Origin of the sequence: Streptomyces sp. NPDC091376 (assembly GCF_044757085.1) — a bacterium.
In the GTDB taxonomy this organism is placed as follows: domain Bacteria; phylum Actinomycetota; class Actinomycetes; order Streptomycetales; family Streptomycetaceae; genus Streptomyces; species Streptomyces pratisoli.
The window spans coordinates 171,314-198,133 of record NZ_JBIVUF010000015.1 but is presented as its reverse complement, the minus strand read 5'-3'; the positions used below and the strand labels follow the sequence as shown (position 1 = coordinate 198,133).

At 70.8% G+C, this 26,820-nt stretch carries 25 protein-coding genes and 1 pseudogene; 13 read left to right on the top strand and 13 right to left on the bottom strand.

Going from position 1 to position 26,820, the window contains the following annotated elements:
- Positions 1–82 precede the first annotated feature (82 nt).
- On the top strand, positions 83–1,210 hold the full coding sequence (gene recA, locus ACIQMR_RS28675) for a recombinase RecA (protein ID WP_401393178.1): 1,128 nt from the start codon (positions 83–85) through the stop codon (positions 1,208–1,210).
- Positions 1,093–1,812: pseudogene (gene recX / locus ACIQMR_RS28670) on the top strand (recombination regulator RecX); the annotation flags it as partial. The gene recA and the pseudogene recX, both read left to right, overlap by 118 nt.
- Before the next feature lie 318 nt (positions 1,813–2,130).
- Here the strand turns inward: recX and ACIQMR_RS28665 are convergent.
- Positions 2,131–3,066 (bottom strand): helix-turn-helix domain-containing protein, encoded by a 936-nt coding sequence (locus tag ACIQMR_RS28665; protein ID WP_401393175.1) that lies wholly within the window; start codon positions 3,064–3,066, stop codon positions 2,131–2,133.
- A gap of 129 nt (positions 3,067–3,195) precedes the next feature.
- Here ACIQMR_RS28665 and ACIQMR_RS28660 point away from each other — a divergent pair, with 129 nt between their 5' ends.
- Positions 3,196–4,236, top strand: coding sequence for a saccharopine dehydrogenase family protein (locus ACIQMR_RS28660; protein ID WP_401393173.1), 1,041 nt, complete (start codon positions 3,196–3,198; stop codon positions 4,234–4,236).
- On the opposite strand, the gene ACIQMR_RS28655 is transcribed toward ACIQMR_RS28660, so the two are convergent.
- From ACIQMR_RS28655 to ACIQMR_RS28615, 9 genes are all read right to left on the bottom strand, one after another.
- A complete protein-coding gene (locus tag ACIQMR_RS28655) occupies positions 4,190–5,104 on the bottom strand; it encodes a transposase (RefSeq protein ID WP_401393171.1) in 915 nt (304 codons plus the stop codon). The two genes, ACIQMR_RS28660 and ACIQMR_RS28655, sit on opposite strands and share 47 nt — an antisense overlap.
- A gap of 367 nt (positions 5,105–5,471) precedes the next feature.
- Positions 5,472–5,876, bottom strand: coding sequence for a rhodanese-like domain-containing protein (locus tag ACIQMR_RS28650; RefSeq protein WP_401393168.1), 405 nt, complete (start codon positions 5,874–5,876; stop codon positions 5,472–5,474).
- On the bottom strand, positions 5,873–6,400 hold the full coding sequence (locus ACIQMR_RS28645) for a cysteine dioxygenase (protein ID WP_401393165.1): 528 nt from the start codon (positions 6,398–6,400) through the stop codon (positions 5,873–5,875). Before ACIQMR_RS28645 ends, ACIQMR_RS28650 begins: the two co-directional genes overlap by 4 nt.
- Positions 6,401–6,548: 148 nt before the next feature.
- Positions 6,549–6,596, bottom strand: a complete 48-nt coding sequence (locus tag ACIQMR_RS28640) for a hypothetical protein (RefSeq protein ID WP_311314449.1) — start codon at positions 6,594–6,596, stop codon at positions 6,549–6,551.
- A 70-nt stretch (positions 6,597–6,666) separates the two neighbouring features.
- Positions 6,667–8,301, bottom strand: coding sequence for an FAD-dependent monooxygenase (locus tag ACIQMR_RS28635; protein ID WP_401393162.1), 1,635 nt, complete (start codon positions 8,299–8,301; stop codon positions 6,667–6,669).
- Between the two features lie 212 nt (positions 8,302–8,513).
- Positions 8,514–9,410, bottom strand: coding sequence for an amino acid ABC transporter permease (locus tag ACIQMR_RS28630; protein WP_401393159.1), 897 nt, complete (start codon positions 9,408–9,410; stop codon positions 8,514–8,516).
- Complete coding sequence (locus tag ACIQMR_RS28625; RefSeq protein WP_323137363.1) at positions 9,407–10,072, bottom strand: amino acid ABC transporter permease; 666 nt, start codon at positions 10,070–10,072, stop codon at positions 9,407–9,409. The genes ACIQMR_RS28630 and ACIQMR_RS28625 overlap by 4 nt, the downstream gene beginning before the upstream one ends.
- A gap of 84 nt (positions 10,073–10,156) precedes the next feature.
- Positions 10,157–11,008: a glutamate ABC transporter substrate-binding protein gene (locus ACIQMR_RS28620; protein WP_401393156.1), complete on the bottom strand. Its 852-nt coding sequence runs from the start codon at positions 11,006–11,008 to the stop codon at positions 10,157–10,159.
- Positions 11,009–11,090: 82 nt separating this feature from the next.
- The gene (locus ACIQMR_RS28615; RefSeq protein ID WP_401393153.1) at positions 11,091–11,876 is read right to left on the bottom strand and encodes an amino acid ABC transporter ATP-binding protein; all 786 of its coding nucleotides are present in this window, start codon (positions 11,874–11,876) and stop codon (positions 11,091–11,093) included.
- Between the two features lie 250 nt (positions 11,877–12,126).
- Between ACIQMR_RS28615 and ACIQMR_RS28610 the strand changes: the two genes are divergently transcribed.
- Entirely contained in the window at positions 12,127–12,828 is a 702-nt protein-coding gene (locus ACIQMR_RS28610) for a response regulator transcription factor (RefSeq protein ID WP_401393150.1), read from the top strand.
- Positions 12,829–12,843: 15 nt separating this feature from the next.
- The gene (locus ACIQMR_RS28605) at positions 12,844–14,262 is read left to right on the top strand and encodes an ATP-binding protein (RefSeq protein ID WP_401393147.1); all 1,419 of its coding nucleotides are present in this window, start codon (positions 12,844–12,846) and stop codon (positions 14,260–14,262) included.
- On the opposite strand, the gene ACIQMR_RS28600 is transcribed toward ACIQMR_RS28605, so the two are convergent.
- Positions 14,252–15,250, bottom strand: a complete 999-nt coding sequence (locus tag ACIQMR_RS28600) for a TAXI family TRAP transporter solute-binding subunit (RefSeq protein WP_401393144.1) — start codon at positions 15,248–15,250, stop codon at positions 14,252–14,254. The genes ACIQMR_RS28605 and ACIQMR_RS28600 overlap by 11 nt on opposite strands.
- Positions 15,251–15,346: 96 nt before the next feature.
- Here ACIQMR_RS28600 and miaB point away from each other — a divergent pair, with 96 nt between their 5' ends.
- A complete protein-coding gene (gene miaB, locus ACIQMR_RS28595; protein ID WP_401393142.1) occupies positions 15,347–16,837 on the top strand; it encodes a tRNA (N6-isopentenyl adenosine(37)-C2)-methylthiotransferase MiaB in 1,491 nt (496 codons plus the stop codon).
- A gap of 65 nt (positions 16,838–16,902) precedes the next feature.
- Entirely contained in the window at positions 16,903–17,619 is a 717-nt protein-coding gene (locus tag ACIQMR_RS28590; RefSeq protein ID WP_401393139.1) for a class III extradiol dioxygenase subunit B-like domain-containing protein, read from the top strand.
- A 51-nt stretch (positions 17,620–17,670) separates the two neighbouring features.
- Here ACIQMR_RS28590 and ACIQMR_RS28585 read toward each other — a convergent pair whose 3' ends face one another.
- On the bottom strand, positions 17,671–17,943 hold the full coding sequence (locus ACIQMR_RS28585; RefSeq protein WP_340370325.1) for an Rv0909 family putative TA system antitoxin: 273 nt from the start codon (positions 17,941–17,943) through the stop codon (positions 17,671–17,673).
- Between the two features lie 23 nt (positions 17,944–17,966).
- Positions 17,967–18,263: a hypothetical protein gene (locus ACIQMR_RS28580; RefSeq protein WP_401393136.1), complete on the bottom strand. Its 297-nt coding sequence runs from the start codon at positions 18,261–18,263 to the stop codon at positions 17,967–17,969.
- Between the two features lie 345 nt (positions 18,264–18,608).
- On the opposite strand from ACIQMR_RS28580, the gene miaA reads away from it, so the two are divergent.
- From miaA to hflX, 6 genes are all read left to right on the top strand, one after another.
- Positions 18,609–19,547 carry a tRNA (adenosine(37)-N6)-dimethylallyltransferase MiaA gene (gene miaA, locus ACIQMR_RS28575; protein ID WP_401393133.1) on the top strand — a complete coding sequence of 313 codons (939 nt, stop codon included), beginning with the start codon at positions 18,609–18,611 and terminating at the stop codon, positions 19,545–19,547.
- A 107-nt stretch (positions 19,548–19,654) separates the two neighbouring features.
- Positions 19,655–20,107: a hypothetical protein gene (locus ACIQMR_RS28570; protein WP_401393240.1), complete on the top strand. Its 453-nt coding sequence runs from the start codon at positions 19,655–19,657 to the stop codon at positions 20,105–20,107.
- A gap of 65 nt (positions 20,108–20,172) precedes the next feature.
- Positions 20,173–21,054, top strand: a complete 882-nt coding sequence (dapF, locus tag ACIQMR_RS28565) for a diaminopimelate epimerase (RefSeq protein WP_401393130.1) — start codon at positions 20,173–20,175, stop codon at positions 21,052–21,054.
- A 229-nt stretch (positions 21,055–21,283) separates the two neighbouring features.
- Positions 21,284–23,416 (top strand): RelA/SpoT family protein, encoded by a 2,133-nt coding sequence (locus ACIQMR_RS28560; protein WP_401393127.1) that lies wholly within the window; start codon positions 21,284–21,286, stop codon positions 23,414–23,416.
- Between the two features lie 218 nt (positions 23,417–23,634).
- Positions 23,635–25,119 (top strand): M1 family metallopeptidase, encoded by a 1,485-nt coding sequence (locus ACIQMR_RS28555; protein WP_401393124.1) that lies wholly within the window; start codon positions 23,635–23,637, stop codon positions 25,117–25,119.
- Between the two features lie 180 nt (positions 25,120–25,299).
- Positions 25,300–26,793, top strand: a complete 1,494-nt coding sequence (hflX, locus tag ACIQMR_RS28550) for a GTPase HflX (protein WP_401393121.1) — start codon at positions 25,300–25,302, stop codon at positions 26,791–26,793.
- Positions 26,794–26,820 lie beyond the last annotated feature (27 nt).

The following is a 26,820-nucleotide window of genomic DNA, read 5'->3' as shown; positions in this document are numbered from 1 at the left end:
GGGACGCCGGGGCGCATTGTCAGTGGCACGGGATAGCGTCTTTGACGTGAAGCGATCGACTCAAGCAAATCGGGTGGAACCCATGGCAGGAACCGACCGCGAGAAGGCGCTCGACGCCGCGCTCGCACAGATTGAACGACAATTCGGCAAGGGCGCCGTGATGCGCCTGGGCGAGCGGCCGAACGAGCCCATCGAGGTCATCCCCACCGGGTCGACCGCGCTCGACGTCGCGCTCGGCGTCGGCGGCCTGCCGCGTGGCCGCGTGGTGGAGGTGTACGGGCCGGAGTCCTCCGGTAAGACGACCCTGACGCTGCACGCCGTGGCCAACGCGCAGAAGGCCGGCGGCCAGGTCGCCTTCGTCGACGCCGAGCACGCCCTCGACCCCGAGTACGCGAAGAAGCTCGGTGTCGACATCGACAATCTGATCCTCTCCCAGCCGGACAACGGCGAGCAGGCGCTCGAGATCGTCGACATGCTCGTCCGCTCCGGCGCGCTCGACCTGATCGTCATCGACTCCGTCGCCGCGCTCGTGCCGCGTGCGGAGATCGAGGGCGAGATGGGTGACTCCCACGTCGGTCTTCAGGCCCGGCTGATGAGCCAGGCGCTGCGGAAGATCACCAGCGCGCTCAACCAGTCCAAGACCACGGCGATCTTCATCAACCAGCTCCGCGAGAAGATCGGCGTGATGTTCGGCTCGCCGGAGACCACGACCGGTGGCCGCGCGCTGAAGTTCTACGCCTCGGTGCGTATCGACATCCGCCGCATCGAGACCCTGAAGGACGGCACGGAGGCCGTCGGCAACCGCACCCGCTGCAAGGTCGTCAAGAACAAGGTGGCGCCGCCCTTCAAGCAGGCAGAGTTCGACATCCTCTACGGCCAGGGCATCAGCCGCGAGGGCGGCCTGATCGACATGGGCGTGGAGCACGGCTTCGTCCGCAAGGCCGGCGCCTGGTACACGTACGAGGGTGACCAGCTCGGCCAGGGCAAGGAGAACGCGCGCAACTTCCTGAAGGACAACCCCGATCTCGCCGATGAGATCGAGAAGAAGATCAAGGAGAAGCTGGGCGTCGGAGTGAGCCCCGAGGCCCCGGCGGCCGAGCCGGCTGCGGACGCGGCGGCGAGCCCGACCGACGCGCCCGCGAAGTCGGTGCCCGCGCCCGCCGTCAAGGCGACCAAGGCCACCAAGGCGGCTACGGCGACCAAGAGCTGACCGGTACCGTGCCCGACCCCAGCACGCGGCGTACCGCGGACAGGCCGGGCGGCAGCTCCGCATCGTCGAGGGCCGACAACGAGCTGCCGCCCCAGGATCCCGGCGAGCGGGCGCGGGCGATCTGCCTGCGCCTGCTCACCGGCACCCCGCGCACCCGCAAGCAGCTCGCCGACGCGCTGCGCAAGCGCGAGATCCCGGAGGAGGTCGCCGAGGAGGTCCTGTCCCGATTCGAGGACGTCGGCCTCATCGACGACGCCGCGTTCGCGGACGCCTGGGTGGAGTCCCGGCACCATGGGCGGGGCCTGGCCCGCCGCGCCCTTGCCCGCGAGTTGCGCACCAAGGGCGTCGACTCGGCGCTGATCGACGAAGCGGTCGGGCAGCTCGACTCCGATCAGGAGGAGGAGACGGCCCGCGAGCTGGTCGCCCGCAAGCTCCGCTCCACCCGCGGCCTCGACCGGGACCGCCGGCTCCGCCGTCTCGCGGGCATGCTCGCCCGCAAGGGATACCCGGAGGGTATGGCCCTGCGGGTGGTCCGTCGGGCCCTGGAAGAAGAGGGCGAGGACACCGAAGGACTGGACGGCCTGGAGGACGGTCTGTCCTAGGTTCAGAACTGACGGAATGGCACCGTCCGCCCGCAGCGCGTCAGGCGGGACGTGTCAGACACAGCCCAGAGGGCCCGGCCCGCCCGGCCCGTGGGGGCGGATCGAAAAGACCCACAGGAGCGGACCGGTGTCCCCGGAGGGGACGGGGCGAGGGAGACCGCGCCCCGGGACACCGGCCCGCTTCCGTGCTCAGGCCGCAAGCCGCTCTGTACCGCTGCTTGGCTTGGTTCACGAGTTTGGGCAGCGGTTGTTCAGCACGTCGGACAGCACCGTGCTATGGCCCTGTTCGATTGCCTGGTGGGGCCTTGGGACTACTCCTCAGGAGCGGAAGGTGCGGCGGTAGGTGTCGGGTGGGACGCCGACGCTGCGGTGGAAGTGTCGACGCAGGGTGGTGGCGGTGCCCATGCCGGTGGCCACGGCGATGGTGTCCACGGTGGCGTTGGTGGTCTCCAACAGTTCCTGGGCGTGGCGGATGCGCTGGGTGTGGAGCCACTGCAGGGGCGTGGTCCCGGTGAGGTGCTTGAAGTGGCGGCCGAGGTTGCGTGAACTCATTCGGGCCTGGCGGGCCAGATCCTCAACAGTGAGCGGCTGGTCCAGTCGCTCCATCGCCCAGGGAAAGAGCTCGCCCAGAGGGTGGTTGCCCGGGGCGGGTACGGGAGTTGCGATGAACTGAGCCTGGCCACCGTCGCGGTGTGGCGGGATGACGAGACGGCGGGCGATCTTGTTCGCTATGGCCGAGCCGTGGTCGAGGCGGACCAGATGCAGGCACAGGTCCATGGCGGCGGCCTTGCCCGCGGAGGTGAGGACGTCGCCGTTGTCGACGTAGAGGACGTCTGGATCGACGGTGGCCGCTGGGTGGCGCCGAGCCAGTTCCCGAGTGTGGGCCCAGTGTGTGGTGGCACGCCTGCCGTCGAGCAGTCCTGCCGCGCCCAGGACGAAGGCGCCCGTGCACAGTGAGGCCAGGCGGGCGCCGGCCGCGTGAGCGGCGCGCACTGCCTTGACCAGCTCGGCGGGCGGTTCACGATCCGTGTCGGCCCAGCCGGGGACGATCACCGTGTCCGCGTGCGCGAGGTGGTCGAGTCCGTGGTCGGGTTCCAGACGGAAGCGGTCGAGGCGCACCGGACCGCTCCCACAGAGGGAGAAGTCGTACCAAGGGTCCACGATGTGGGCCAGGTCAGCCCCGAAGACCTCGACAGCCACGGAGAGTTCGTAGTGGAGCATGCCGTCGGTGACGGCCAGCGCGACAGTGGGCATGTCCGGAACTGTACGTGTCACGTCGTTTCCGACACTCGTGCGGGGTGCTGCCGTGAGGACAGGATGCGGGTGTCAGGCCGCAGCGGATCGACATCGCAGCAGGCGTTTCACGTGCACGGGAGGAGTCTCATGGGGTCAGGCCAGTTGGTGACGGTGTTCGGTGCGTACGGTCACACCGGGCGGTTCGTGGTGGCGGAGCTGGCCGCGCGGGGGTTCGTCCCGGTGTCATCCGGGCGCAACGCGCAGGCTTTGGAGGAACTGGCCGACGAGCACCTGCTGGAGGCCCGGGTGGCGTCGGTCGAGGACCCGGCCTCCCTGGACCGGGCCCTGGCGGGAACGGCAGCGGTCATCAACTGCGCCGGCCCCTTCGCCTCGACCACCGGCCCCGTGATCGAGGCCGCGCTGCGCGCGGGCATCCCGTACCTGGACGTGGCCGCCGAACTCGAGGCAAACCTCGACACCTTCGCCCACTACCGCGAGCGGGCCCGGGACGCGGGAGCGGTGATCGTCCCGGCCATGGCCTTCTTCGGCGGTCTCGGCGACCTGCTCGCCACCGCGGCGATGGGCGACTGGACCGAAGCCGACGAGGCGCACATCGCCTACGCGCTCAGCAGCTGGCATCCCACCGCCGGCACCCGGCTCTCGGGCGCGGTCTCCCGCGAGCGTCGCGGCGCCAGCCGCCTGCGCTTCAGCGGCGGACAGTGGGAACGTCGCACCGATGAGGCGCCCACCCTGGAGTGGAGATTCCCGGATCCGATGGGACCCCGGCCGGTGATCGGGGAGTTCACGATGGCGGACGTCGTCACCGTTCCCCAGCACCTGTCCATCCCCGACGTGACCACCTATATGACCGCCGAGGCGGTCCGCGACGTTGCCGCCACACACACGCCAGCCCCGACCGCCGCCGACAAGAGCGGGCGCTCCGACCAGACCTTCCTCGTCGACGTCGTCGTGCGCTCAGGCGGAGCCGAACGCCGGGCCACGGCCGGCGGCCAGGACATCTACGCCGTCACCGCGCCCCTTGTCGCCGAGGCCCTCGAGCGCGTCCTGACCGGCCGCATCAAGACCTCTGGCGTTGCCGCCGCCGGCGAGATCTTCGACGCCTCTGACTTCCTGCACGCGCTCATCCCGCACATCGCACTCGACCTGAACCCGCAGCAGACTGCCTGACAACCGGTTGACATGGCCTTCGACAACGCCCGAGCTCCAGGGCAGGGGCAAGCCGGCGACGGCGGAGGATCCATCCGGCGACGGTCCGGGGCGAGGGCGGCCGGGCGGTCACCGGCTGCGGTGAGGTGCGCCTATCGTGCAGGTAGGCGCGAACGCGCTGGTAGCTGCCCTTGTAGCCGAGTGGCACGGTCTCCTCCCACAGCTTCCAGGCGGTGGTGCAGCCCTCGCTCCCGCGGTCGTCCAGGTAGGTCTTGTAGTCGTCGAGGACGGAGGGCCGGTTCTGCCACTGACCGGCAAACAGCCCCTCCGCCGTCGCGGCGTCGGCGAGCTGCTTGACGGTGCGGTAGGTCATCCCGAGCTGACGCTGGACCGAGCGCCGGCTGTGTCCCGCCGTCAGCAGTGCATGGACGGCGGCATGCCGGGCCCGGGGGCCGATCGGCGAATCGGTGCCCGCGCGGCCAAGGAGAACCGGACGAGTCCGCGGCCGGAACAGCCTCGGGACCGGGACCGGGACCGGGACCGGGATCGGGATCGGGACCGCGGGGACCAGAGTGCGGAGGCAGCGACGGTGCTGGGCGACGCTCCGCTCGGCGGTCTCGCTGAGGTTGTGCCAGAGATGCCGCCGGTCCGCGACCTGGACGTCCTGCGGTGCACCGGCGGTGGCGCCCTCGGCGAAGAACGGCGCCCGGTCCCGGCATACAACCTCGACGCCGGACCGATCGGCGAGCCAGGCCGCCAGGCTCGATGCCTCCCGGTCGGGCAGCAGGTCGACAGGGCGGCGGGTCTCGACGTCGACAAGAACGGTGCCGTAGTGGCGGCCGTTGCGGGTGGCGTACTCGTCAACGCCGACCACACGCAGGGCGGGCACTTCCGGCTCGGGCAGCGCGTCGACCAGGCGCAGGACGGTGCTCCGGCTGACGCAGACCCCGAGCGCGGAGCTCAGGCGGACGCCGGCCCGGCCGGCCAGGGCGTGACCGACCGCTGCCAGCGTCGCGCGCAGCCGCTCGGTCCGCTGACCGTGCCGACGGGTCAGGCCGGGGGCTCATTTTCGGGCGACTTCTCCTACTGCCCGGAGAAGCTCAGCCGTCCAGTCAGCGTGGCCGCGTCACAGAAGTTGAGCAAGGACCCAAACTCGTGCACAAAGCCAGTTGCTGGGGACCGATCGCCAAGGCCTGCCCGGCTGAGGGGTCTCAACCGAGGCCTGTCCGGTGCACGGGCCCGCGGTCCGGGGCCGCCTACGCCACTGCGCCCGGCACCCGGATCGGCAGCCCTTCCGCCCGCCATGCCTGGAAGCCGCCCGCGAGATCCGTCGCGCGGTGCAGTCCGAGCTGCTTGAGCGAAGCCGCTGCGAGCGACGAGGCGTACCCCTCGTTGCAGACGACCACGACCCGCAGATCGTGGCTGGTGGCTTCCGGTGCGCGATGGCTGCCCAGCGGGTCCAGCCGCCACTCCAGTTCATTGCGTTCGACGACGAGCGCCCCGGGGATCAGCCCGTCCCGGTTGCGCAGCGCCGCATAGCGGATGTCCACCAGCAGCGCCCCGTCCGCCGCCGCCTCGAACGCCTCGCGCGGCCCGACACGGTCCAGTCCCTCCCGCACCCGCTCCAGCAACTCGTCGATGCCCAGGGATCGTTCGCTCACTGCCAGTCCTCCGGACGCTCGACCTGCTCAAGACGCAGCACCGCGCCGGTCCTGCTGAAACGGCGGATCAGCGGCAGCGGCGGATAGTACGCGTGGACCGAGACCGCGTGCTCGGCCGTGGACGCGTTGAGCACCTCGTGCACATGGTGCCGGCCGAACGCCCGCCCCTGCCCCGGGCCGAGCCGCCGTTCGCGGTCCACGTCCTCGGCCAGCTCCAGGGTCCTCCAGCCGCTCGCCGGGAGCCGTACGGCGAGGGAGCTCTCCTTGAGTTCGCCCGACGCCGTGGCGAAGGCACCGACCGATTCCGCGTGGTCGTGCCAGCCGGTGCCGGTGCCCGGCGGCCAGGCGATCAACCACGCCTCACTGCCGCCAGGCCCGTTCAGCCGCACCCATGTGCGGCCCTCGGGGTCGAGGGGAAGCGAGGCGATCAGTTCGGTGTCGGCGGCGGTGTGCCGCACGAAGTCGAGCAGCTCGGCCGCGGTGGGCGCGGCCTCTTCCGTACGTACAGGAACAGACTGGGGCACGAGAACCGTCCTGGGAGTTCGCAGTGGTGCGCGCGGCCCCGGCGTACGCAGGCACGCAGGCGTGGATGCGCCGACGTGAGTGCGTATGTACGCATGCGCGTACGCATCGCGCACGGACGTGGCCGCGAGGAGGAGAAGGAAGGCGAAGTCAGCAGGACGGGCGACACACGCAGCCCGCATAGCGGAGCAGATCCATATGGACCCTCCGCCACAGGCGCACATCGGTGTCGGTCATGCCCGGAGTACACCATGTGCGCCCGCGTCGGTCAATTGATGTCCGCAGTACGGTCGAAGGCCCGCCCCGACAGGCCGGAGGCGTTCTCCTCGCGCCGCGGCGAGGACCCTGGCGCACCGCCCCGCACCGCGTCCGCCGCCGCGTACAGCTCGGCAGGGCGCACGCCCCCGAAAGCCGTGACCAGATGCCCGTCCGGCCGAACCAGCAGCACCGTGTGTGCCGAGGCCCCCGGATAGGACTCGGCGACGAGCAGCTCCGCCGGAGCGGGCAGCGCCGACACGGCGGAGGCGAGCCGGGGCATCACACCCGCCGTCATCCAGTGCCGTCGGTCCCACACCCCCGTGCCCGGAGCGACCAGCACCACCAGCATCCGGCCCCGCCCCAGCCGGTCCCAGAGCCGTACGGTCGTGCCGTCCGGCGCCATGACGAGCACATCGGCGACCGGTGCGCCGATCGGGGTCCCGACAGCCGCGTGCGCCTCGGCGTGTGGAGGCGCGAGGGGGGAGTGCCGGTACGCCGGGGGCGCACCCAGCGCGCCGAGCCCCAGGTGCCCGTCGGTCAGGAGGGTGTCGTGGCCGCGTGCCGCACCCGGCAGGCATGCCCGCAGCCCTCCGCTTCCGCGCAGTATCGGCAGCGACTGGTCGGCGGCGCGCAGCCGTGCGGCCACCGCTGTGCGCCGCTCGGCCTGGTAGCTGTCGAGCAGGGTGTCCGAGGCTCCGTGGTGCCAGGCCTGGGCCAGCTTCCACGCCAGGTTCTCGGCGTCACGCAGCCCCTCGTCCAGCCCTTGGGTGCCGACGGCACCGAGGAGATGGGCGGCGTCCCCGGCGAGGAACGCGCGGTCCACGCGCCACCGCCGGGCGAGCCGGTGGTGCAGGGTGTAGACGCCGGTGTCGATGAGGTCGTACTGCGGCGGCCCGTCGCACCAGCCGGACAGCGTGTCCCGTACCCGGGACACCAGCGCGTCGGGCGTCACCAGTTCGCCGCGGGCCGGCAGCAGCCAGTCCAGCCGCCAGGCGCCGTCCGGCAGCGCCCTGGCGGTCACCTCCTCGCCGACCGCGCGCCACGGCGGCATCCGGTGCAGCACGGCCTCGTCCGGCCAGGGCAGTTCGGTACGCAGAGCGGCGACGGCATGGCGCTCCACCGCGGTACGGCCGGCGAAGCGGATGCCGAGCAGTTTCCGCACGGTCGACCGTGCCCCGTCGCAGCCGACCAGATAGCTCCCCCGCCACCAGGTCGCCCCCGGTCCGCGGGTGTGCGCGGTGACCCCGCCGACGTCCTGCTCCAGTGCGTCGAGCCGGCTGTGCGTGGCGATCTGCACCAGATCGACGGCGGCGGCGGCGTCCCGCAGCCCCCGCGTCAGAGCGTGCTGCGGAATGTGCACCGGGGCAGGCAGATCGTTTCCGCCGAGCCGCAGCGTACGCAACTCCTGCTTGCGCCTCAGTGACCGCCAGCCGACCCAGCGGGCACCCTCGTCACGGATCGTGGCGCAGCCGAGCCGTTCCATCAGGGCCGCCGTGTCGGCGCGCAGGACGACCGTACGCGCGGTGCGCGGCTCGTCCTTCCCCGCGCCCTCGTCGAGGACGACGGAGGGAACGCCCTGCGCGGCCAGGGCCAGCGAGAGCGCGAGCCCCACGGGGCCCGCGCCGACGACGATCACCGGGTCCACGGCGTTGCTCCCGAGACCCGCAGGGACAGAGCGAACAGTGGGGTTGGGCCGGTTGGGGCCCGGTGCGCGATCACAGAACGTATGCAACCCACTGCCGGTGCCCCCGTCAAGCGACGAAGGGGCGACGGCGCCTTCGCGCCGTCGCCCCTCGGTGAGCCTCGACTGTCGTCGGGTCAGATGTCGCCGCCTCTGGCGCCCGACGTGAAGTCGCCTTACGTCGAGATACTGTCGCCGGGGCCTACGGCCTCCAGCCCGCCGCCGGGCCCGGCGTGCACCACCGTGCCCGTGCTCTTCTTGCCGCGCCGCAGCTTGCGCTCCAGCCAGCCCGCGACCGAGGTGAGGGCGAAGTTCAGAGCGACGAAGATGACGGCGACGACCGTGAAGCTGGCGATCGTGTTCGCACCGTAGTTGGCGCTCATCGGGCGGACGGAGGCCAGCAGCTCGGAGAAGGAGAGCATCGCGCCACCGAGCGCGGTGTCCTTCACGATGACCACCATCTGGCTGACGATCGCGGGGAGCATGGCCGTCACGGACTGCGGAAGCAGCACGTGCCGCATCGTCTGTCCCTTGCGCATGCCGATCGCCTTCGCGGCGTCCGTCTGGCCGCTCGGAAGGGACTGGATGCCGGCCCGGACGATCTCCGCGAGCACCGAGGCGTTGTACAGCACCAGACCGGTGACGACCGCGTAGAGCGGGCGCACGTCGCTGCTGATGTTCGTGAAGTCGGCGTACGCCTGGTTGGCGAACAGCATCAGGATCAGCACGGGGATGGCGCGGAAGAACTCCACGACCGTGCCGGCGACAGCGCGGACCGACCGGTGGTCGGAGAGCCGGGCGATGCCGAAGACGGCACCGAGCGGCAGCGCGATCACGAGGGCGAGGGACGCCGCGATCAGAGTGTTCTGCAAACCGGGCCAGATGTAGGTGGTGTACGGCTGGGAACTCGTGAAGAACGGCTCCCACTTGATCCAGTCGAGCTGGCCCTTGGAGCTGAGACCGTCGTACACCCACCACACGATCAGGCCGAGCACGGCCGTGAACAGGATGGTGTACCCGATGTTGCGCCGCTTGGCACGGGTGCCCGGGGCGTCGTAGAGAACGGAGGTCATCGCTTCACCGCCACCTTCTTGCTCACCCATCCGAGCACCAGTCCGGTCGGCAGCGTGAGGCAGATGAAGCCGAACGCGAAGACCGCGACGATCGGAATGAGGGCGGCGTACGTCTCGATCCAGGACTTCATGAGGAGCGAGGCCTCCGCCACACCGATCACCGAAGCGACGGTGGTGTTCTTGGTCAGTGCGATCAGCACGTTGGCCAGCGGGTTGACGACCGACCGGAAGGCCTGCGGAAGGACGATGAGCGTCAGCACCTGGGTGAAGCTTAGCCCTAGGGCCCGCGCGGCCTCCGCCTGCCCGACGGGCACGGTGTTGATGCCGGACCTCAGCGCCTCGCACACGAAGGACGCGGTGTAGGCGATCAGCCCCAGCACCGCCAGCCGGAAGTTGATCACCGAGATGACGTCGCCGCCCAGGGTGACCCCGAGAGTCGAGTAGAGACCCAGCGAGGCGAAGAGGATGACGACGGTGAGCGGGATGTTACGCACGACGTTCACGTACGCGGTGCCGACGGCTCGCATCAGCGGCACCGGGCTGACCCGCATGCCGGCCAGCAGCGTTCCCCATATCAGGGAGCCGATGGCCGAGTAGACGGTGAGCTTCACCGTCACCCAGAAGGCGCCCAGCAGGGCGTCCATATTCAGAAAGTCGAACACGATCTCCCGCGCTTCCGCGTCTGCGTGTGGGAAGGACTCGGCGCGCCGCCGCCGTCAGCGGCGGCGCGCCCGGTCAGCCGAGCGTCACTTGACGATGTTGCCGATCTTCGGCGCGGGCTCGTTCTTGTAGCCGGCCGGGCCGAAGTGAGCCTCGACGGCCTTGTCCCAGGACTTGTCCTGGACCATCTTCTCCAGCGCCTTGTTGATCTTGTCCTTGAGCTCGGCGTCGCCCTTCTTCAGGCCGATGCCGTAGTTCTCGTTGCTCATCTTGAAGCCGGCGAGCTTGAACTTGCCCTTGAACGACTCCTGCGAGGCGTAGCCGGCGAGGATCGAGTCGTCGGTGGTGAGCGCGTCGATGACCTTGTTCTCCAGGCCGGTGAGGCACTCGGAGTAGCCGCCGTACTCCTGGAGCTGCGCCTTGGGGGCGAGCTTGTCCTTGACGTTCTGCGCGGAGGTCGAGCCGGTGACCGAGCAGAGCTTCTTGTTGTTCAGGTCCTCCGGGGACTTGATCGAGTCGTCGTCGGCGCGGACCAGGATGTCCTGGTGGGCGAGCAGGTACGGGCCGGCGAAGTCCACCTTGGCCAGGCGCTTGTCGTTGATCGAGTAGGAGGCGACGATGAACTTGACGTCACCCCGCTCGATCGCCGTCTCGCGGTCGGCGCTCTTGGTCTCCTTGAAGACGATGTCGCCCTCTTCGTAACCGAGCTCCTTGGCCACGTAGCGGGCCACGTCCACGTCGAAGCCCTCGTACTTGCCGTCCGGCGTCTTCAGGCCGATGCCCGGCTGGTCGATCTTGATGCCGATCGTGATCTTGCCGCCGCCGCCCGCGGAGCCGCCGCCGGCCGCGTCGTCCTTCTTGCCGGAACCACAGGCGGAGACGGTGAGGGCGAGCGCGACGGCAGCGGCTGCGGCGGCGGAGGCCTTACGGAGCTTCATGGTGAACTTCCCTTGGTTAGACGTGATGTGGGCGATCAGCAGAACCCTGCCCCGGGCCAACGATGCCCAGGTGCGAATGGGTTCAGTGGTGCAGGATCTTCGAAAGGAAGTCCTTGGCCCGGTCGCTGCGCGGATTGCTGAAGAACTCCTCGGGCGTTGCCTCTTCGACGATCTTGCCGTCCGCCATGAACACGACGCGGTTGGCGGCCGAGCGGGCGAAGCCCATCTCGTGGGTGACGACGACCATCGTCATGCCGTCCCGCGCGAGCTGCTGCATGACCTCCAGCACCTCGTTGATCATCTCGGGGTCGAGCGCGGATGTGGGCTCGTCGAACAGCATGACCTTGGGGTTCATCGCCAGGGCCCGCGCGATCGCGACGCGCTGCTGCTGACCGCCGGAGAGCTGCGCCGGGTACTTGTCGGCCTGTGAGCCGACGCCCACCCGGTCGAGCAGCGTGCGCGCCTTCTCCTCCGCGGCCTTCTTGTCCGTCCTGCGGACCTTGAGCTGGCCCAGCATGACGTTCTCCAGCACCGTCTTGTGTGCGAAGAGGTTGAACGACTGGAAGACCATGCCGACGTCGGCGCGCAGCCGTGCCAGCTCCCTGCCCTCCTCGGGCAGCGGCTTCCCGTCGATCGAGATCGAGCCGGAGTCGATCGTCTCCAGCCGGTTGATCGTGCGGCACAACGTGGACTTACCGGACCCGGAGGGCCCGATGACGACCACGACCTCGCCGCGCGCGATCGTCAGGTCGATGTCCTGGAGCACATGCAGCGCGCCGAAGTGCTTGTTGACGTTGCTCAGTACGACCAGGTCCGTCGCAGCCGGTACGGCGTCCTCGGCACCCTTGGTCACTGAAACTCCGCTCATCGGCTTCTTGCTCCGTCCTCCTCGGTTGGGAGGACCTTAATGACGGAGTGCGACCAGCGTCATTACATCTGAGCCGAATTTGAGCATAACGATCCGGCTTCAACCGGACACTCAGGGTGAACGGGGTGGTCGTCGCCGTACCGGGTGGGTAACGGAAACCCCGGGTTAACAGGAACCCTCTTGACGCGCCCTGCGAGGATCGGTCTTTATGCCCAGGTAACAACGCGAGAGCTACGCCCGGAGGGGGGCCATGAGACTACTGCTCGTCGAGGACGACGACCACGTCGCCGCGGCCCTGTCCGCGGTGCTCGCCCGGCACGGCTTCCAGGTCACCCACGCCCGCAGCGGCGAGGAGGCGCTCCACGCCGTGCTCCCCGCGGTCACCGAGGGAAAACCACCCTTCGGTGTGATCCTGCTCGATCTGGGTCTGCCCGACCAGGACGGCTATCAGGTGTGCGGAAAGATCCGGAAGCTGACCGCCACACCGGTGATCATGGTCACGGCGCGGAGCGACGTACGCTCCCGGATCCACGGGCTGAACCTCGGCGCCGACGACTACGTCGTGAAGCCGTACGACACAGGCGAGCTCCTCGCCCGTATCCACGCCGTCAGCCGCCGCACCGCGCCCGGTGAGGAGTCGGCCCAGGCAGCCGACAGCGCGCTCAGGATCGGCGCGGTCACCATCGAACTTCCCACGCGCCGCGTCAGCGTCGACGGCGCGGACGTCCAGCTGACCCGCAAGGAGTTCGACCTGCTGGCGCTGCTCGCGCAGCGCCCCGGTGTCGTCTTCCGCCGCGAGCAGATCATCAGCGAGGTGTGGCGCACGAGCTGGGAGGGCACGGGACGGACACTCGAAGTGCATGTCGCGTCGCTGCGCTCCAAGCTCCGCATGCCCGACCTCATCGAGACCGTGCGCGGCGTCGGCTACCGCCTGGTCGCGTCCGCCGCGTAAAGGCCACCGCTCCCGTTGAGTACCCGTCTCCTCCCGCTCCTCATCGTCCTCATGGCGGGCGTGCTGCTCGCCCTGGGCTTCCCCCTCGCGGTGAGTCTGGCGGCCGCGGAGCAGCAGAATGTCGTGGTCGACCGGCTGGACGACGCCGCACGGTTCGCGGCCCAGGCGCAGTTCGTCACCGATGGCGTCCCCGGGCAGGACGAGCGCCGCGCCGCCCTCGAAGAGGAGCTGACCCGCTACAACGACGTGTACGGGATCCACGCCGGCGTCTTCTACCGCGGTGACGTCCCCATGGCCCAAGCACCCTGGTACTGGGAGGTCCCGCCGGCCGGTCAGGGCCGGCAGGCGTTCGCCGAGGCGCTGCTGGGGCGTCGCAGCCACGATCCGCAGCAGGTGTGGCCCTGGCAGCAGGACGGCCGGATCGTCGTGGCCTCGCCGGTGGTGCGCGACGGCGACGTCGTCGCCGTCGTCGTCACCGACTCGCCCACGGGACAGCTGCGTTCCCGCATTCTGCAGGGCTGGCTGCTCATAGCGGCCGGCGAGTCCGCGGCGATGCTGCTCGCCGTCGGCGCGGCGGTCCGGCTCACCGGCTGGGTGCTGAGGCCCGTACGCGTCCTCGACGCCGCCACCCACGACATCGCGACCGGCCGGCTCAACTCCCGGGTCGCGCCGGCCGGCGGGCCACCGGAACTCAGGCGCCTGGCCCGTTCGTTCAACGAGATGGCCGACAACGTCGAGGAAGTGCTGGAGCAGCAGCGCGCCTTCGTCGCCGACGCCTCGCACCAGCTCCGCAACCCACTCGCCGCCCTGCTGCTGCGGATCGAGCTCCTCGCCCTCGAACTGCCCGAGGGAAACGAGGAGATCGCCTCCGTCCGCACCGAGGGCAAGCGCCTCGCCCAGGTCCTCGACGACCTGCTGGACCTGGCGCTGGCCGAGCATGCCTCGGCCGACATCCGGCTCACCGACATCGGCGAGCTGGCGGCGGAGCGGGTGTCCGCCTGGCGCCCCCTCGCGGAGGAGAAGGGCGTCCGGCTCACCGGGGACGGCCCCGCGGTCACCGCCTGGGCCGACCCGATCGCGCTGTCCAGCGCACTGGACGCCGTGATCGACAACGCCCTGAAGTTCACCCCGCGAGGAGAGACGGTCACCGTCACCGCCTCCGCGGGCGGGGAGACCTCCACGATCGAGATCACCGACGGTGGCCCCGGGCTCACCGAGGAGGAGCTCACCCGCATCGGCGACCGCTTCTGGCGCAGCGGCCGCCATCAGAACGTGAAGGGTTCGGGACTCGGCCTCTCCATCACCCGTGCGCTGCTCTTCGCGGGCGGCGGCTCGATCGCGTACGCGCACCACGAGCCGCACGGCCTGCGGGTGACGGTCACACTGCCGCGCACACCCCCGGCGGCCCCGCCGGCCTTCGACCCTAGGGCTTGACCGACGCGTAGTAGCGCCGCGCCCCCTCGTGCAGCGGCAGCGGGTCCGTGTAGATCGCCGTCCGCAGATCCACCAGCTGTGCCGGATGCACCTCGCGTCCGATCCGGTCCCGGCTGTTGATCACGGTGCGGGTGAACCGCTCGGTCAGCTCCGGGTCCGCGCGATCGGTGGTGACGAGGAGATTCGCCACGGCCACGGTCTGCACCGGCGCCCTGGCGCTCGTCTTCGGATAGGCGTCCGAGGGGATCACCGCCGAGTGGTAGTAGCGCGTCGCCTCACCCGTGGCATGGACCCGGCGGATCAGCTCGTCGTCGACCGGCACCAGCCGGACCGGAAAGCGATCCGACAGATTCTGGACCGCGCCCGTGGGGAGACCGCCCGACCAGAAGAAGGCATCCAGCTCGTCCCGCTCCAGCAGGCCGGGCATCGTGTCGATGCCCGCGGAGACGGGGTCGATGTCGCGCACCGCGTCCAGGCCCGCCGCCGTGAGCACCCGGTCGGCGATGAGCCGTACCCCCGAGCCCTCCTGACCGACGCCCACCCGCTTGCCGCGCAGATCGGCCGGGGTACGCACGGGGGAGCCCCGCGGCACCACCAGCTGCACGTAGTCGTCGTACAACCGCGCACAGCCCCGCAGCCGGTCCGCGCCCGGCCTCGCGTCCCGCTGGTACTTCGCCACCGCGTCGGCGGTGGCGACGGTGAAATCGGCCTCGCCGCTCGCCACCCGGGCGAGGTTCTGCTGCGACCCCTCGCTGGTCCTGAGGTCTATCGAGACCTTCGGCAGATCACGGGCGAGCGCACCCTTGAGGAGTTCGCCGTACCGCTGGTACACGCCGGAGTTCACGCCCGTGCTGAACGTGAGGCGCCCGCTCGGGGCGCTCTCGCCGATCGGCAGCAGCCACCAGAGCAGGAGCCCGCACACGACAGCCAGCGCCGTGGCTCCCTGGAGGGCACGGCGACGACTGATTCGGGACAGGGCGGACAGCATGGCGCGATCCTGCCAGTTCACTCCCGGTGATGGCCAGGCCCGGCCCGGGAACACCGGGGCGGCCGGGGCTCACCACCCCGTACCCTGGTGTGCGAGATGAGCGCGAAGACTTACGAGGTGCGCACCTACGGGTGCCAGATGAACGTCCATGACTCCGAGCGGCTTTCCGGACTGCTGGAGGACGCGGGGTACGTCCGCGCGCCCGAGGGCACGGGCGAGGGCGAGGCCGATGTCGTCGTCTTCAACACCTGCGCGGTGCGGGAGAACGCCGACAACAGGCTGTACGGCAATCTCGGCCGGCTCGCCCCCATGAAGGCCCAGCGGCCGGGGATGCAGATCGCCGTCGGCGGCTGCCTGGCGCAGAAGGACCGCGACACCATCGTCAAGAAGGCGCCGTGGGTCGACGTGGTCTTCGGAACGCACAACATCGGCAAGCTGCCGGTGCTCCTGGAGCGCGCCCGCATCCAGGAAGAGGCGCAGGTCGAGATCGCCGAGTCGCTGGAGGCCTTCCCCTCCACGCTGCCCACCCGCCGCGAGAGCGCCTACGCGGCCTGGGTCTCCATCTCCGTCGGGTGCAACAACACCTGCACGTTCTGCATCGTGCCCGCGCTGCGCGGCAAGGAGAAGGACCGCCGGCCCGGTGACATCCTCGCCGAGGTCGAGGCCCTGGTCGCGGAGGGCGTCTCCGAGATCACACTGCTCGGCCAGAACGTCAACGCGTACGGGTCCGACATCGGCGACCGTGAGGCGTTCTCGAAGCTGCTGCGCGCCTGCGGGTCGGTCGAGGGGCTGGAGCGCGTCCGGTTCACCTCGCCGCACCCGCGCGACTTCACGGACGACGTGATCGCCGCCATGGCCGAGACGTCGAACGTGATGCCGCAGCTGCACATGCCGCTGCAGTCCGGCTCCGACACGGTGCTGAAGGCGATGCGCCGCTCGTACCGGCAGGAGCGCTTCCTCGGGATCATCGAGAAGGTCCGCGCCGCCATCCCGCACGCCGCCATCTCCACCGACATCATCGTGGGCTTCCCCGGCGAGACCGAGGTGGACTTCGAGCAGACGATGCACGCGGTCCGCGAGGCCCGCTTCGCGAACGCCTTCACCTTCCAGTACTCGAAGCGGCCCGGCACTCCGGCCGCGGAGATGGACGGGCAGATCCCCAAGGAGGTCGTCCAGGCGCGGTACGAGCGTCTGGTGGCCCTCCAGGAGGAGATCTCCTGGGAGGAGAACAAGAAGCAGGTCGGCCGGGTCCTGGAGGTCATGGTCGCCGAGGGCGAGGGCCGCAAGGACGGCGCGACGCACCGGCTGTCCGGGCGGGCACCGGACAACCGTCTGGTCCACTTCACCAAGCCCGCCGAGGACGTTCGGCCGGGTGACGTGGTGACCGTCGAGATCACCTACGCCGCGCCGCACCACCTTCTCGCCGAGGGCGAGACGACCTCCGTCCGCCGCACCCGTGCCGGCGACGCCTGGGAGAAGCGCAACGCCGCCCCCCAGCAGCCGGCCGGTGTCATGCTCGGCCTCCCCACCGTGGGCGTCCCCGCCCCGCTGCCGGCCCCGACGGGCGGCTGCTCGGCGGTCGGCTGAGCCGCGAAGCCGTCGGCGTGCGGGCAGGACCCTCGCGCCGACGGTTCACGCACTAGGCTGCGATCATGCTTGTCGCCGCCGCCGTCTGCCCCAGCCCTCCGCTTCTCGTGCCCGACGTGGCGGCCGGCGCCGCCCCCGAGCTGGACGCCGCACGGACCGCCTGCGCGGACGCGCTCGGCGTGCTCGCCGCGTCCCGCCCCGACGTGCTGATCGTGGTGGGCCCGGCCGGGGCCGATGAACTGCCCGGTCCCTACGCCCAGGGGACGCCCGGCTCGTTCGCGGGCTTCGGCGTGGGCATCGGCGTGCGTCTGGCGGCGTCCGAAGGCCCCGCGTCGGGACGGGCCCTGCCCGTCTCGCTCGCCGTCGCCGCCTGGATTCTCGACCGCGCAGGCTGGGCCGATGCCCCGGTCGAAGGCCTCGGCGTCGACACGTCCCTGTCCGCCGAGCGCTGCGCGGAGAGCGGCAGACAGCTCGCCGCCCGCGCGGGGCGGGTCGCGATGCTGGTGATGGGCGACGGCAGCGCCTGCCGCACCCTGAAGGCACCCGGCTATCTGGACGAGCGCGCCGCGCCGTTCGACGCCGAGGCCGCCCGGGCCCTCGGCGCGGCGGACATTGCGGCGCTCGCCGCGCTCGACGTGTCCCTGGCGGAGGAGCTGAAGGCGGCCGGCCGCGCGCCCTGGCAGGTCCTCGCCGGCGCCGCCGAAGGCGCCGACCTGGGTGGGCAGCTGCTCTACGAGGACGCTCCGTACGGAGTCGGCTACTTCGTCGCCGCCTGGTCCTGACACGGCGGACGGCCGCGGAGCGTCTGCTCCGCGGCCGTCCGCCGTTGAGTCTCAGGAGGCCGGAGGCGGGGTGCCCTCGTCCTTTGGGGCGGCCTCGCCCTTCGGTGTGCCGTCGTCCTTGTGGGCGAGGCGGTCCAGGGCGCCCTTGGCCTTGCCGGTTCCCGACTCGATCTTGTCGCTGTACTTGCCCTTGGTCTTCTCGTCGACCGTACGCGCGGCCTTGTCCAGACCGTGTTCGATCTTGTGCCCGTGCTGATGCGCGAGGTCAGAGACCTTCTCCCTGGCAGGGGCGAGCTTTGCCTTCAGAGTCTCCAGGATGCTCATGGGCCACCTTCGCTCGTGCGGATCTACTTACGGGCGCCCTCACCGGCCTCGCTGTCCGCGGCCTCCTCGGCGGACTGCTGCTTGGGGATCTCCACGCACTCCGTGCCCGACGCGACCGGGGAATCCGCGGAATCCGGCGAATCCGAAGGTCCGGATTCGTCCGACGGACCGGACGCCGTGGGTACGGCAGCAGCGGGAGCCTCCGGCAACTCGGATCCGGAACCGGACCCCGACTCGGCCTCGGCGTCACCCGTGGCCTCACCGTCGTCCGCGCCGGCCTCCAGGAACTCCGCAGGGCCGGCGGAACCGTCCGCAGACACCTCCACAGGCCCCTTCACGGCGCCCTCCGCAGGTCCCTCGGCAACGCCCTCCGTAACGCCTTCCTCGGCGGATGCGGCCTCGGTGGTGCCGGCCGTGCTCTCCTCGGCAGACGCCTCGGCAGTTCCCTTGACCTTCCGGCGAAACCTTGCAAAAACGCCCATATCTACTCCATAGCGTACTCGTGTGGGCGAAATTCCGCGCCGCCCGGGGGCGTCCCATTGCGCCGCCCGGGGGCGCCGGTTCAAAAACCGGCGGCCGGAACCTCGCAACAGGCAACGACCCCGCCGAGGTGCCGTCACGTAGCTCGTTCGGGGACCACCCGTGACGTTTGGGAGACTGGGTCGGTGAGAAGCGCATCCCCCGCACCGCGGGTCATCGCCGTCGTCGGCCCCACCGCGGCCGGAAAGTCCGATCTGGGCGTCCACCTGGCCCAGCAGCTCGGCGGCGAGGTCGTCAACGCCGACTCGATGCAGCTCTACCGGGGGATGGACATCGGTACCGCCAAGCTGACGTCCGAGGAGCGCGGAGGTGTCCCGCACCATCTCCTCGACATCTGGGACGTCACCGAGACGGCGAGTGTGGCCGAGTACCAGAAGCTGGCCCGCGCGGAGATCGACCGGCTCCTCGCCCAGGGCCGCACGCCCGTCCTCGTCGGCGGATCGGGACTGTACGTGCGCGGCGCGATCGACGCCCTGGAGTTCCCCGGCACCGATCCCGGCGTGCGCGCCCGGCTGGAGGCCGAGCTGGAGGAGCGCGGCTCCGGCGTGCTGCACGCCCGGCTGGCCGCCGCCGACCCCGACGCCGCCCGCGCGATCCTGCCCAGCAACGGCCGCCGCATCGTCCGCGCGCTGGAGGTGATCGAGATCACCGGCAAGCCCTTCACCGCGAACCTGCCCGGTCACGACGCCGTGTACGACACCGTTCAGATCGGCGTCGACGTCGCACGCCCCGAACTCGACGAGCGCATCGCGCTCCGCGTCGACCGCATGTGGGAAGCGGGCCTCGTCGACGAGGTGCGCGCCCTGGAGGAACGGGGACTGCGCGAGGGGCGCACGGCCTCCCGCGCACTCGGCTACCAGCAGGTGCTCTCGGCGCTCGCGGGCGAATGCACGCAGGAGGAGGCGCGCGCCGAGACCGTGCGCGCCACCAAACGCTTCGCGCGCCGCCAGGACTCATGGTTTCGTCGCGACCCGCGCGTCCACTGGCTGAGCGGCGCCCTCGCCGACCGCGCGGAACTGCCGCGGCGTGCCCTCACGTTGGTCGAACGACCGGTTACAGCCTGATCACGTGATGGCATCGGGACGCCCTGCCCGTCATTCCGGTGCCCGGGACCGTGCCATCATCGAGCATCGATCGACAAGCGGAGTCCGAGTTGGGAGGGCGCGTGGCGATGGAGGCCGGCCCTCGTGACAGAGAACAGCAGGCAGGGAACGACCTGCCCCGTCTGAGCCCCGACGGCCCTGACGAGACCCCCGACCTGCTCGCGGACGAGTCGGGCGGGGCGGCCGAGGTCGAGGTCGAGCTGCGCCCGCAGCGGCGGCTCAGGATCTGGCAGCTCGCCCCCATCGTGGGGCTCGCCGCGGTCGGCTCGCTGATGTTCGCGTTCCCCCTCGCCTTCGGCTCCGGGGACGGCGGCGCGGTCGTCGCCATGCTCGGGCTGCTGATCAGCTGCTGCGCCGCCGGCTGGGGCATGATGGCCGCCCGGCGCGTCGGCCACACCTGGCCGGGCCTGCCCGAGCGCGGCTCCGGTGAGCGCCCCGACTGGCGCGTGATCGCCCTCTACGTCGCCGTGGCCGCGGCCCTGGTCGCGCTCGCCGTGTGGCGGGTGGCGCGGCTCCGCTGACCGCCGGAGGTGCGGCTCGGCCGGCGGCCCGGGTGAGTGTCCGAACGGCCCCGTACGATGGTCGCGTGACCATCTCCGCAACCTCGCCGATCGCTTTCCTCAAGGGCCACGGGACCCAGAACGACTTCGTGATCATCCCCGACCCGGACAACACGATCGAGCTGCCGGCCTCCGTCGTCGCGACGCTCTGCGACCGCCGCGCGGGCATCGGCGGTGACGGGCTGCTGCACGTCGTGCGCTCCGCCGCGCACCCCGAGGCGCGCTCCCTGGCCGGCGAGGCCGAGTGGTTCATGGACTACCGCAACGCGGACGGCTCGATCGCCGAGATGTGCGGCAACGGGGTGCGGGTGTTCGCCCACTACCTGCAGCGCGCCGGTCTGGTCGACACGGGCGATGTCGCGGTGGCGACGCGAGGCGGCGTCAAGCGGGTCCACATCGACAAGGAGGGCGACATCACGGTCGCCATGGGCCGCGCCGTCCTCCCCGAGGACGGCGTCACCGTCACCGTGGGCGGCCACAGCTGGCCCGCCCGCAATGTGAACATGGGGAACCCGCACGCGGTCGCGTTCGTCGAGGATCTGGACCACGCGGGCGATCTGCTGTCCGTCCCGCCGTTCTCCCCCTCGTCCGTGTACCCCGACGGCGTGAATGTCGAGTTCGTCGTCGACCGCGGCCCGCGCCATGTCGCCATGCGGGTGCACGAGCGCGGCTCGGGCGAGACCCGCTCGTGCGGCACCGGCGCCTGCGCCGTGGCCGTCGCTGCGGCGCGCAGGGACGGTGCCGACCCGGGCGTCACCGGTGCTCCGGTGACGTACACGGTGTACCTCCCGGGAGGTCGGCTGGTGATCACCGAACACCCCGACGGCGAGATCGAGATGACCGGCCCGGCCGTGATCGTCGCCGAGGGACACCTCGACCCCGCCTGGCTCGCGACGGCACCGTCCTAGTCAAGGACTCCTCGCCCACCCGCTCCCACTCCCTCTCCGGACTCGTCCGGAGAGGTGCCGCAGGGCCGAGGGGAACAGGCATCGCCTGAACCATCGCTCGAATGGGTGATCCGATTCACGCTGAGCGAGAGGTGAACTCCGGCACGTGGTGGGCTCGGTAGCATCAAGCACCGGCCGGGAGGGCACGCCTGCTCTTCCCACCGCCGGTCGACGCTGCCGGAGGTGCCCCATGAGTGCAGAGGCCACCAACCCTGGTGCTCCCAGCCGCCGACGCGCCCGCGCCAGGATCGACCTCCGTCGGCTGGGCAGGGTCGCGCTTCTCGGCCCCACCGCACGGGACCGGGTCCCCGACGCGATCGGCCATGTCTCGGAGGCGCACCGCGCCCACCACCCGGACGCCGATCTCGCCATCCTGCGCAGGGCGTACGTCCTGGCCGAGTACTCGCACCGCGGACAGTTCCGCAAGAGCGGTGAGCCGTACATCACCCACCCGCTCGCCGTGACGCTGATCCTCGCCGAACTCGGCGCGGAGACCACGACCTTGACCGCCGCCCTGCTCCACGACACCGTCGAGGACACCGAGGTGACGCTTGAACAGGTGCGGGCGGAGTTCGGCGAGGAGGTCTGCTACCTCGTCGACGGCGTCACCAAACTGGAGAAGGTCGACTACGGCGCGGCCGCGGAGCCCGAGACCTTCCGCAAGATGCTCGTCGCCACCGGCAACGACGTCCGGGTCATGTCGATCAAACTCGCCGACCGGCTGCACAACATGCGCACGCTCGGCGTGATGCGCCCCGAGAAACAGGTCCGGATCGCCAAGGTCACCCGCGACGTGCTGATCCCGCTCGCCGAGAGGCTCGGCGTCCAGGCGCTCAAGACCGAGCTGGAGGACCTGGTCTTCGCGATCCTCCACCCCGAGGAGTACGAGCGCACCCGTGCGCTCATCGCGGACAACGCCGACGCCGTGGACGCACTCGCCGCCGTCGCCGACAGGGTCAGAGCGGTGCTGCGGGAGGCGGGGATCCACGCCGAAGTCCTCATCCGGCCACGGCACTTCGTCTCCGTCCACCGCGTCCGGATCAAGCGGGGCGAGCTGTCCGGAACGGACTTCGGGCGTCTCCTCGTCCTCGTCGGCGAGGACGCCGACTGCTACGCCGTCCTCGGTGAACTGCACACCTGCTTCACCCCGTTGATCTCCGAGTTCAAGGACTTCATCGCCGCACCCAAGTTCAACCTGTACCAGTCACTGCACACGGCGGTGGCCGGCGCCGACGGGGCCGTGGCAGAGATCCTGATCCGCACGCACCAGATGCACAACTTCGCCGAGGCCGGCGTCATCGCCCTCGGCAATCCCTACACGGCGGTGGACGCACCGGACGGATCCGGCGCGGCCGCGGCTCCCGAAGCGGCGGACGGCGAGCGTCACCGTGACGGCGAACGGGCCGATCCGACCCGGCCCGGCTGGCTCTCCCGGCTGCTCGAATGGCAGGAGTCCGCCCCCGACCCCGACACCTTCTGGACGTCGCTGCGCGCCGATCTCGCCGCGGATCGTGAGATCACCGTCTTCCGCGCCGACGGCACCGCCCTCGGACTTCCGGCGGGAGCGAGCTGTGTGGACGCCGCCTACGCCCAGTACGGGGACGAGGCGCACGCCTGCATCGGCGCGCGCGTCAACGGCCGGCTCGCCGCGCTCGGCACCCGGCTCGGCGACGGCGACACGGTGCAACTGCTGCTCGCCCAGGACGCCGCGTCGGGGCCGTCGCCCGAGTGGCTCGACCATGCCCGCACCCCCGCCGCGCGGATCGCGATCACCAGCTGGCTCGCCGAGCATCCCGAAGGGGTCAAACCGCCGGCCGCCGCGCCGCGCGCACCCGTCGCCTCGACCGCGGGCCGCCGGGCCGCGGCGAACGCGGTGGCCGAGCTGCCCGGCCTCCCCGAGGCGACCGCCCGCCTCGCCGGCTGCTGCACCCCGGTGCCGCCGGACGCGATCACCGGATTCGCGGTGCGCGGGGGAGTCGTCACCGTGCACCGCGAGGAGTGCCCCGCCGTGTCCCGCATGCGTGCCATGGGACGGGAGCCGGTCGAGGTGCGGTGGGGCCGGGCGGCCGCCTGCCGGGTCACCCTGGTCGCCGAGTCGTTCGGCAGGACCCGTCTCCTCGCCGATCTCACCGAGACCATCGCGACGGCAGGCGCGGCGATCGTCTCCGCCACCGTGGAACCACCGAGCGAGCAGCGCGTACGGCACACGTACACGCTGCAGCTACCGGACGCCGCCGGACTTCCCGCGCTGATGCGGGCGATGCGCGATGTGGCAGGGGTGTACGACGTGAGCCGGGCCCAGCACCCGGTCGGCACCATCTGATCCGCGACCCGGGCACGGGCTCCGCGGCCGGGTCTGTCCCGGTCGTCTCCACCGATCGCGGCGTCCCGGACCGGCCGACCGATCCGGCCGCTGCGTCGCGGCGTGATCGCTCCGACTCGGGCCCCGCGTCCGGGCTCGCCCCATCCCTCTGACGCCGTTCGGGTGTGCGCGGAGCGAGCCGTCACGCTCCGCGATCGTCGCGCTGATAGCGGTGATGCATGCTGCTCACCTCTCGACGCCTCCGGGCCGCACTGCTCGTCGCCGCCTCGGCCACTCTCGTCGCGGCCGTACTTCCCGCTCCCGAACCGCTCGGCATCGGAGACCCGCTCTTCCCCCACCTCGGCAATCCCGGGTACGACGTCCTCACGTACGACATCGCCTTCACCTATCGCGGCCCGAACACCAAGCCGCTGGACGCCGTCACGAAGATCGACGCGCGGGCGACCGAGCGCCTGGAACGGATCAACCTCGACTTCACCGACGGCACCGTACGGACCGTCGAGGTGAACGGCAGCAGTGCCGAGTTCGCGGCCGCCGGCGAGGACCTGGTGATCACCCCCCGGCAAGCCGTCGACACGGGTGAGCCGCTGACCATCGCCGTCACCCACACCAGCGACCCGAACGGCGAGGCCGGCGGCTGGGTGCGTACCACCGACGGTCTGGCGATGGCCAACCAGGCCGACGCCGCCCACCGTGTCTTTCCCTGCAACGACCACCCGGCCGACAAGGCCCTCTTCACCTTCCGGATCACGGCTCCGGCCGGACTGACGGCGGTGGCCAACGGTCTTCCGGTGGCGACCGCCCGGACCGGCGGGTCCACGACCTGGCTGTACCGCACCCGGCACCCCATGGCGACCGAACTCGCCCAGGTCAGCATCGGCAAGTCGACCGTCGTCCACCGTGAGGGGCCGCACGGGCTGCCGCTGCGCGACGTCGTGCCGACCGCCGACCGTGCGCTGCTCGAGCCCTGGCTCAAGAAGACCCCGGCGCAGATGGCCTGGATGGAGAGCAAGGTCGGGCGCTATCCGTTCGAGACCTACGGACTGCTGGTGGCGCAGGCCGACACCGGTTTCGAGCTGGAGACCCAGACGCTCTCGCTGTTCGAGAAGTCGGTCTTCACCCGCGGCGAGTTCCCACAGTGGTACGTCGACTCGGTCATGGTGCACGAGCTGGCCCACCAGTGGTTCGGGAACAGCGTCTCGCCCCGAAGCTGGTCGGATCTCTGGCTGAACGAGGGACACGCCACCTGGTACGGGTCGCTGTACGCGGAGGAGCATGCGAAGCGGTCCCTGGAGAAGCACATGCGCGAGGCCTACGCGCAGTCGGACGGCTGGCGGGCGGCGGGAGGACCGCCGGCCGCCCCGAAGCCCGCTGCGCCCGGGCAGCAGCTCGGCCTGTTCCGGCCCATCGTCTACGACGGCAGCGCCCTCGTCCTGTACGCACTGCGACAGGAGATCGGGAAGGACAAGTTCGAAACCCTGGAGCGGGCCTGGGTCGCCGAACACCGGGACGGCACGGCGACGACGGCGGACTTCACCGCCCTGGCGTCACGCATCTCGGGCCGCGATCTCTCCGCGTTCCTCAAGGCGTGGCTCTACGGCGAGAAGACACCGAAGATGCCCGGACACCCGCAGTGGCGCAGTGAAGCTCCGGCGTCGAAGCGGACCGCTGCGCATGGCGTGAAGCAGCCGCGGAAGCGGTAAAACCTGGGTGACGGCCATGGCGGCGCCGTGCGACCATCGACATGTCGGCGACGCCGCCGGGCCCTGCCCTCCGAGCATCGCCCTCCGGGACGCGGTCACCGGGAATCTTCCAGGACAGTGACGCGTTGTAACCAGCGTATGGTGCGTTCCGTACCAGCTTTCCATCGACGTAAGGATCCAATGACCTCCTCTTCATCCCCTTCCCAGGACGCGCAGAGCTTCGCGGACACCACCCGCACCGAGAGCCTTCGGGCCGATGCCCTGATGGAAGAGGACGTCGCCTGGAGCCACGAGATCGACGGAGAGCGGGACGGCGATCAGTTCGACCGCTCCGAGCGCGCCGCCCTGCGGCGTGTGGCGGGCCTCTCCACCGAGCTCGAGGACGTCACCGAGGTCGAGTACCGGCAGCTGCGTCTGGAGCGCGTGGTGCTGGTCGGCGTATGGACCTCCGGGACCGTCCGGGACGCGGAGAATTCCCTCGCGGAACTGGCGGCTCTCGCCGAGACCGCCGGTGCGCTCGTGCTCGACGGTGTCATCCAGCGCCGTGACAAGCCGGACCCGGCCACCTACATCGGCTCGGGCAAGGCCAACGAGCTGCGCGACATCGTGCTCGAGACCGGAGCCGACACCGTCGTGTGCGACGGTGAGCTCAGCCCGGGCCAGCTGATCCATCTCGAGGACGTCGTCAAGGTCAAGGTGGTCGACCGCACTGCCCTGATCCTCGACATCTTCGCGCAGCACGCCAAGTCCCGGGAGGGCAAGGCGCAGGTGGCGCTGGCACAGATGCAGTACATGCTGCCCCGGCTGCGGGGCTGGGGTCAGTCGCTGTCCCGGCAGATGGGTGGCGGCGGTAGTGGTGGCATGGCCACCCGAGGCCCCGGTGAGACCAAGATCGAGACGGACCGGCGCCGGATCCGCGAGAAGATGGCGAAGATGCGCCGGGAGATCGCGGAGATGAAGACCGGCCGCGAGATCAAGCGGCAGGAACGCAAGCGGCACAAGGTCCCGTCGGTCGCGATCGCGGGATACACCAACGCGGGCAAGTCCTCGCTGCTCAACCGACTCACCGGCGCCGGCGTCCTGGTGGAGAACGCGCTGTTCGCCACGCTGGACCCGACCGTGCGCCGGGCCGAGACTCCGAGCGGCAGGCTGTACACGCTGGCGGACACCGTCGGATTCGTCCGGCATCTGCCGCACCACCTGGTCGAGGCGTTCCGCTCCACCATGGAGGAGGTCGGCGAATCCGATCTCATCCTGCACGTGGTCGACGGCTCGCATCCGGCTCCGGAGGAGCAGCTCGCCGCCGTGCGTGAGGTGATCCGTGATGTCGGTGCCGTGGACGTGCCCGAGATCGTCGTGATCAACAAGGCGGACGCCGCCGATCCACTGGTGCTGCAGCGCCTGCTGCGCATAGAGCGGCACGCGATCGCCGTGTCGGCCCGTACGGGCGCGGGCATGGACGAACTGCTCGCGATCATCGACGCCGAACTCCCGCGGCCGCAGGTCGAGATCGAGGCCCTGCTGCCCTACACGCAGGGAGCGCTCGTCTCGCGGGTGCACGCCGACGGTGAGGTGCTCTCCGAGGAGCACACCTCCGAGGGCACGCTGCTCAAGGCACGCGTCCACGAGGAGCTGGCGGCAGCCCTCGGGCCGTATGCGCCCGTGACGCACTGAGCCCGCACTGTATGACGGACGAAGGCC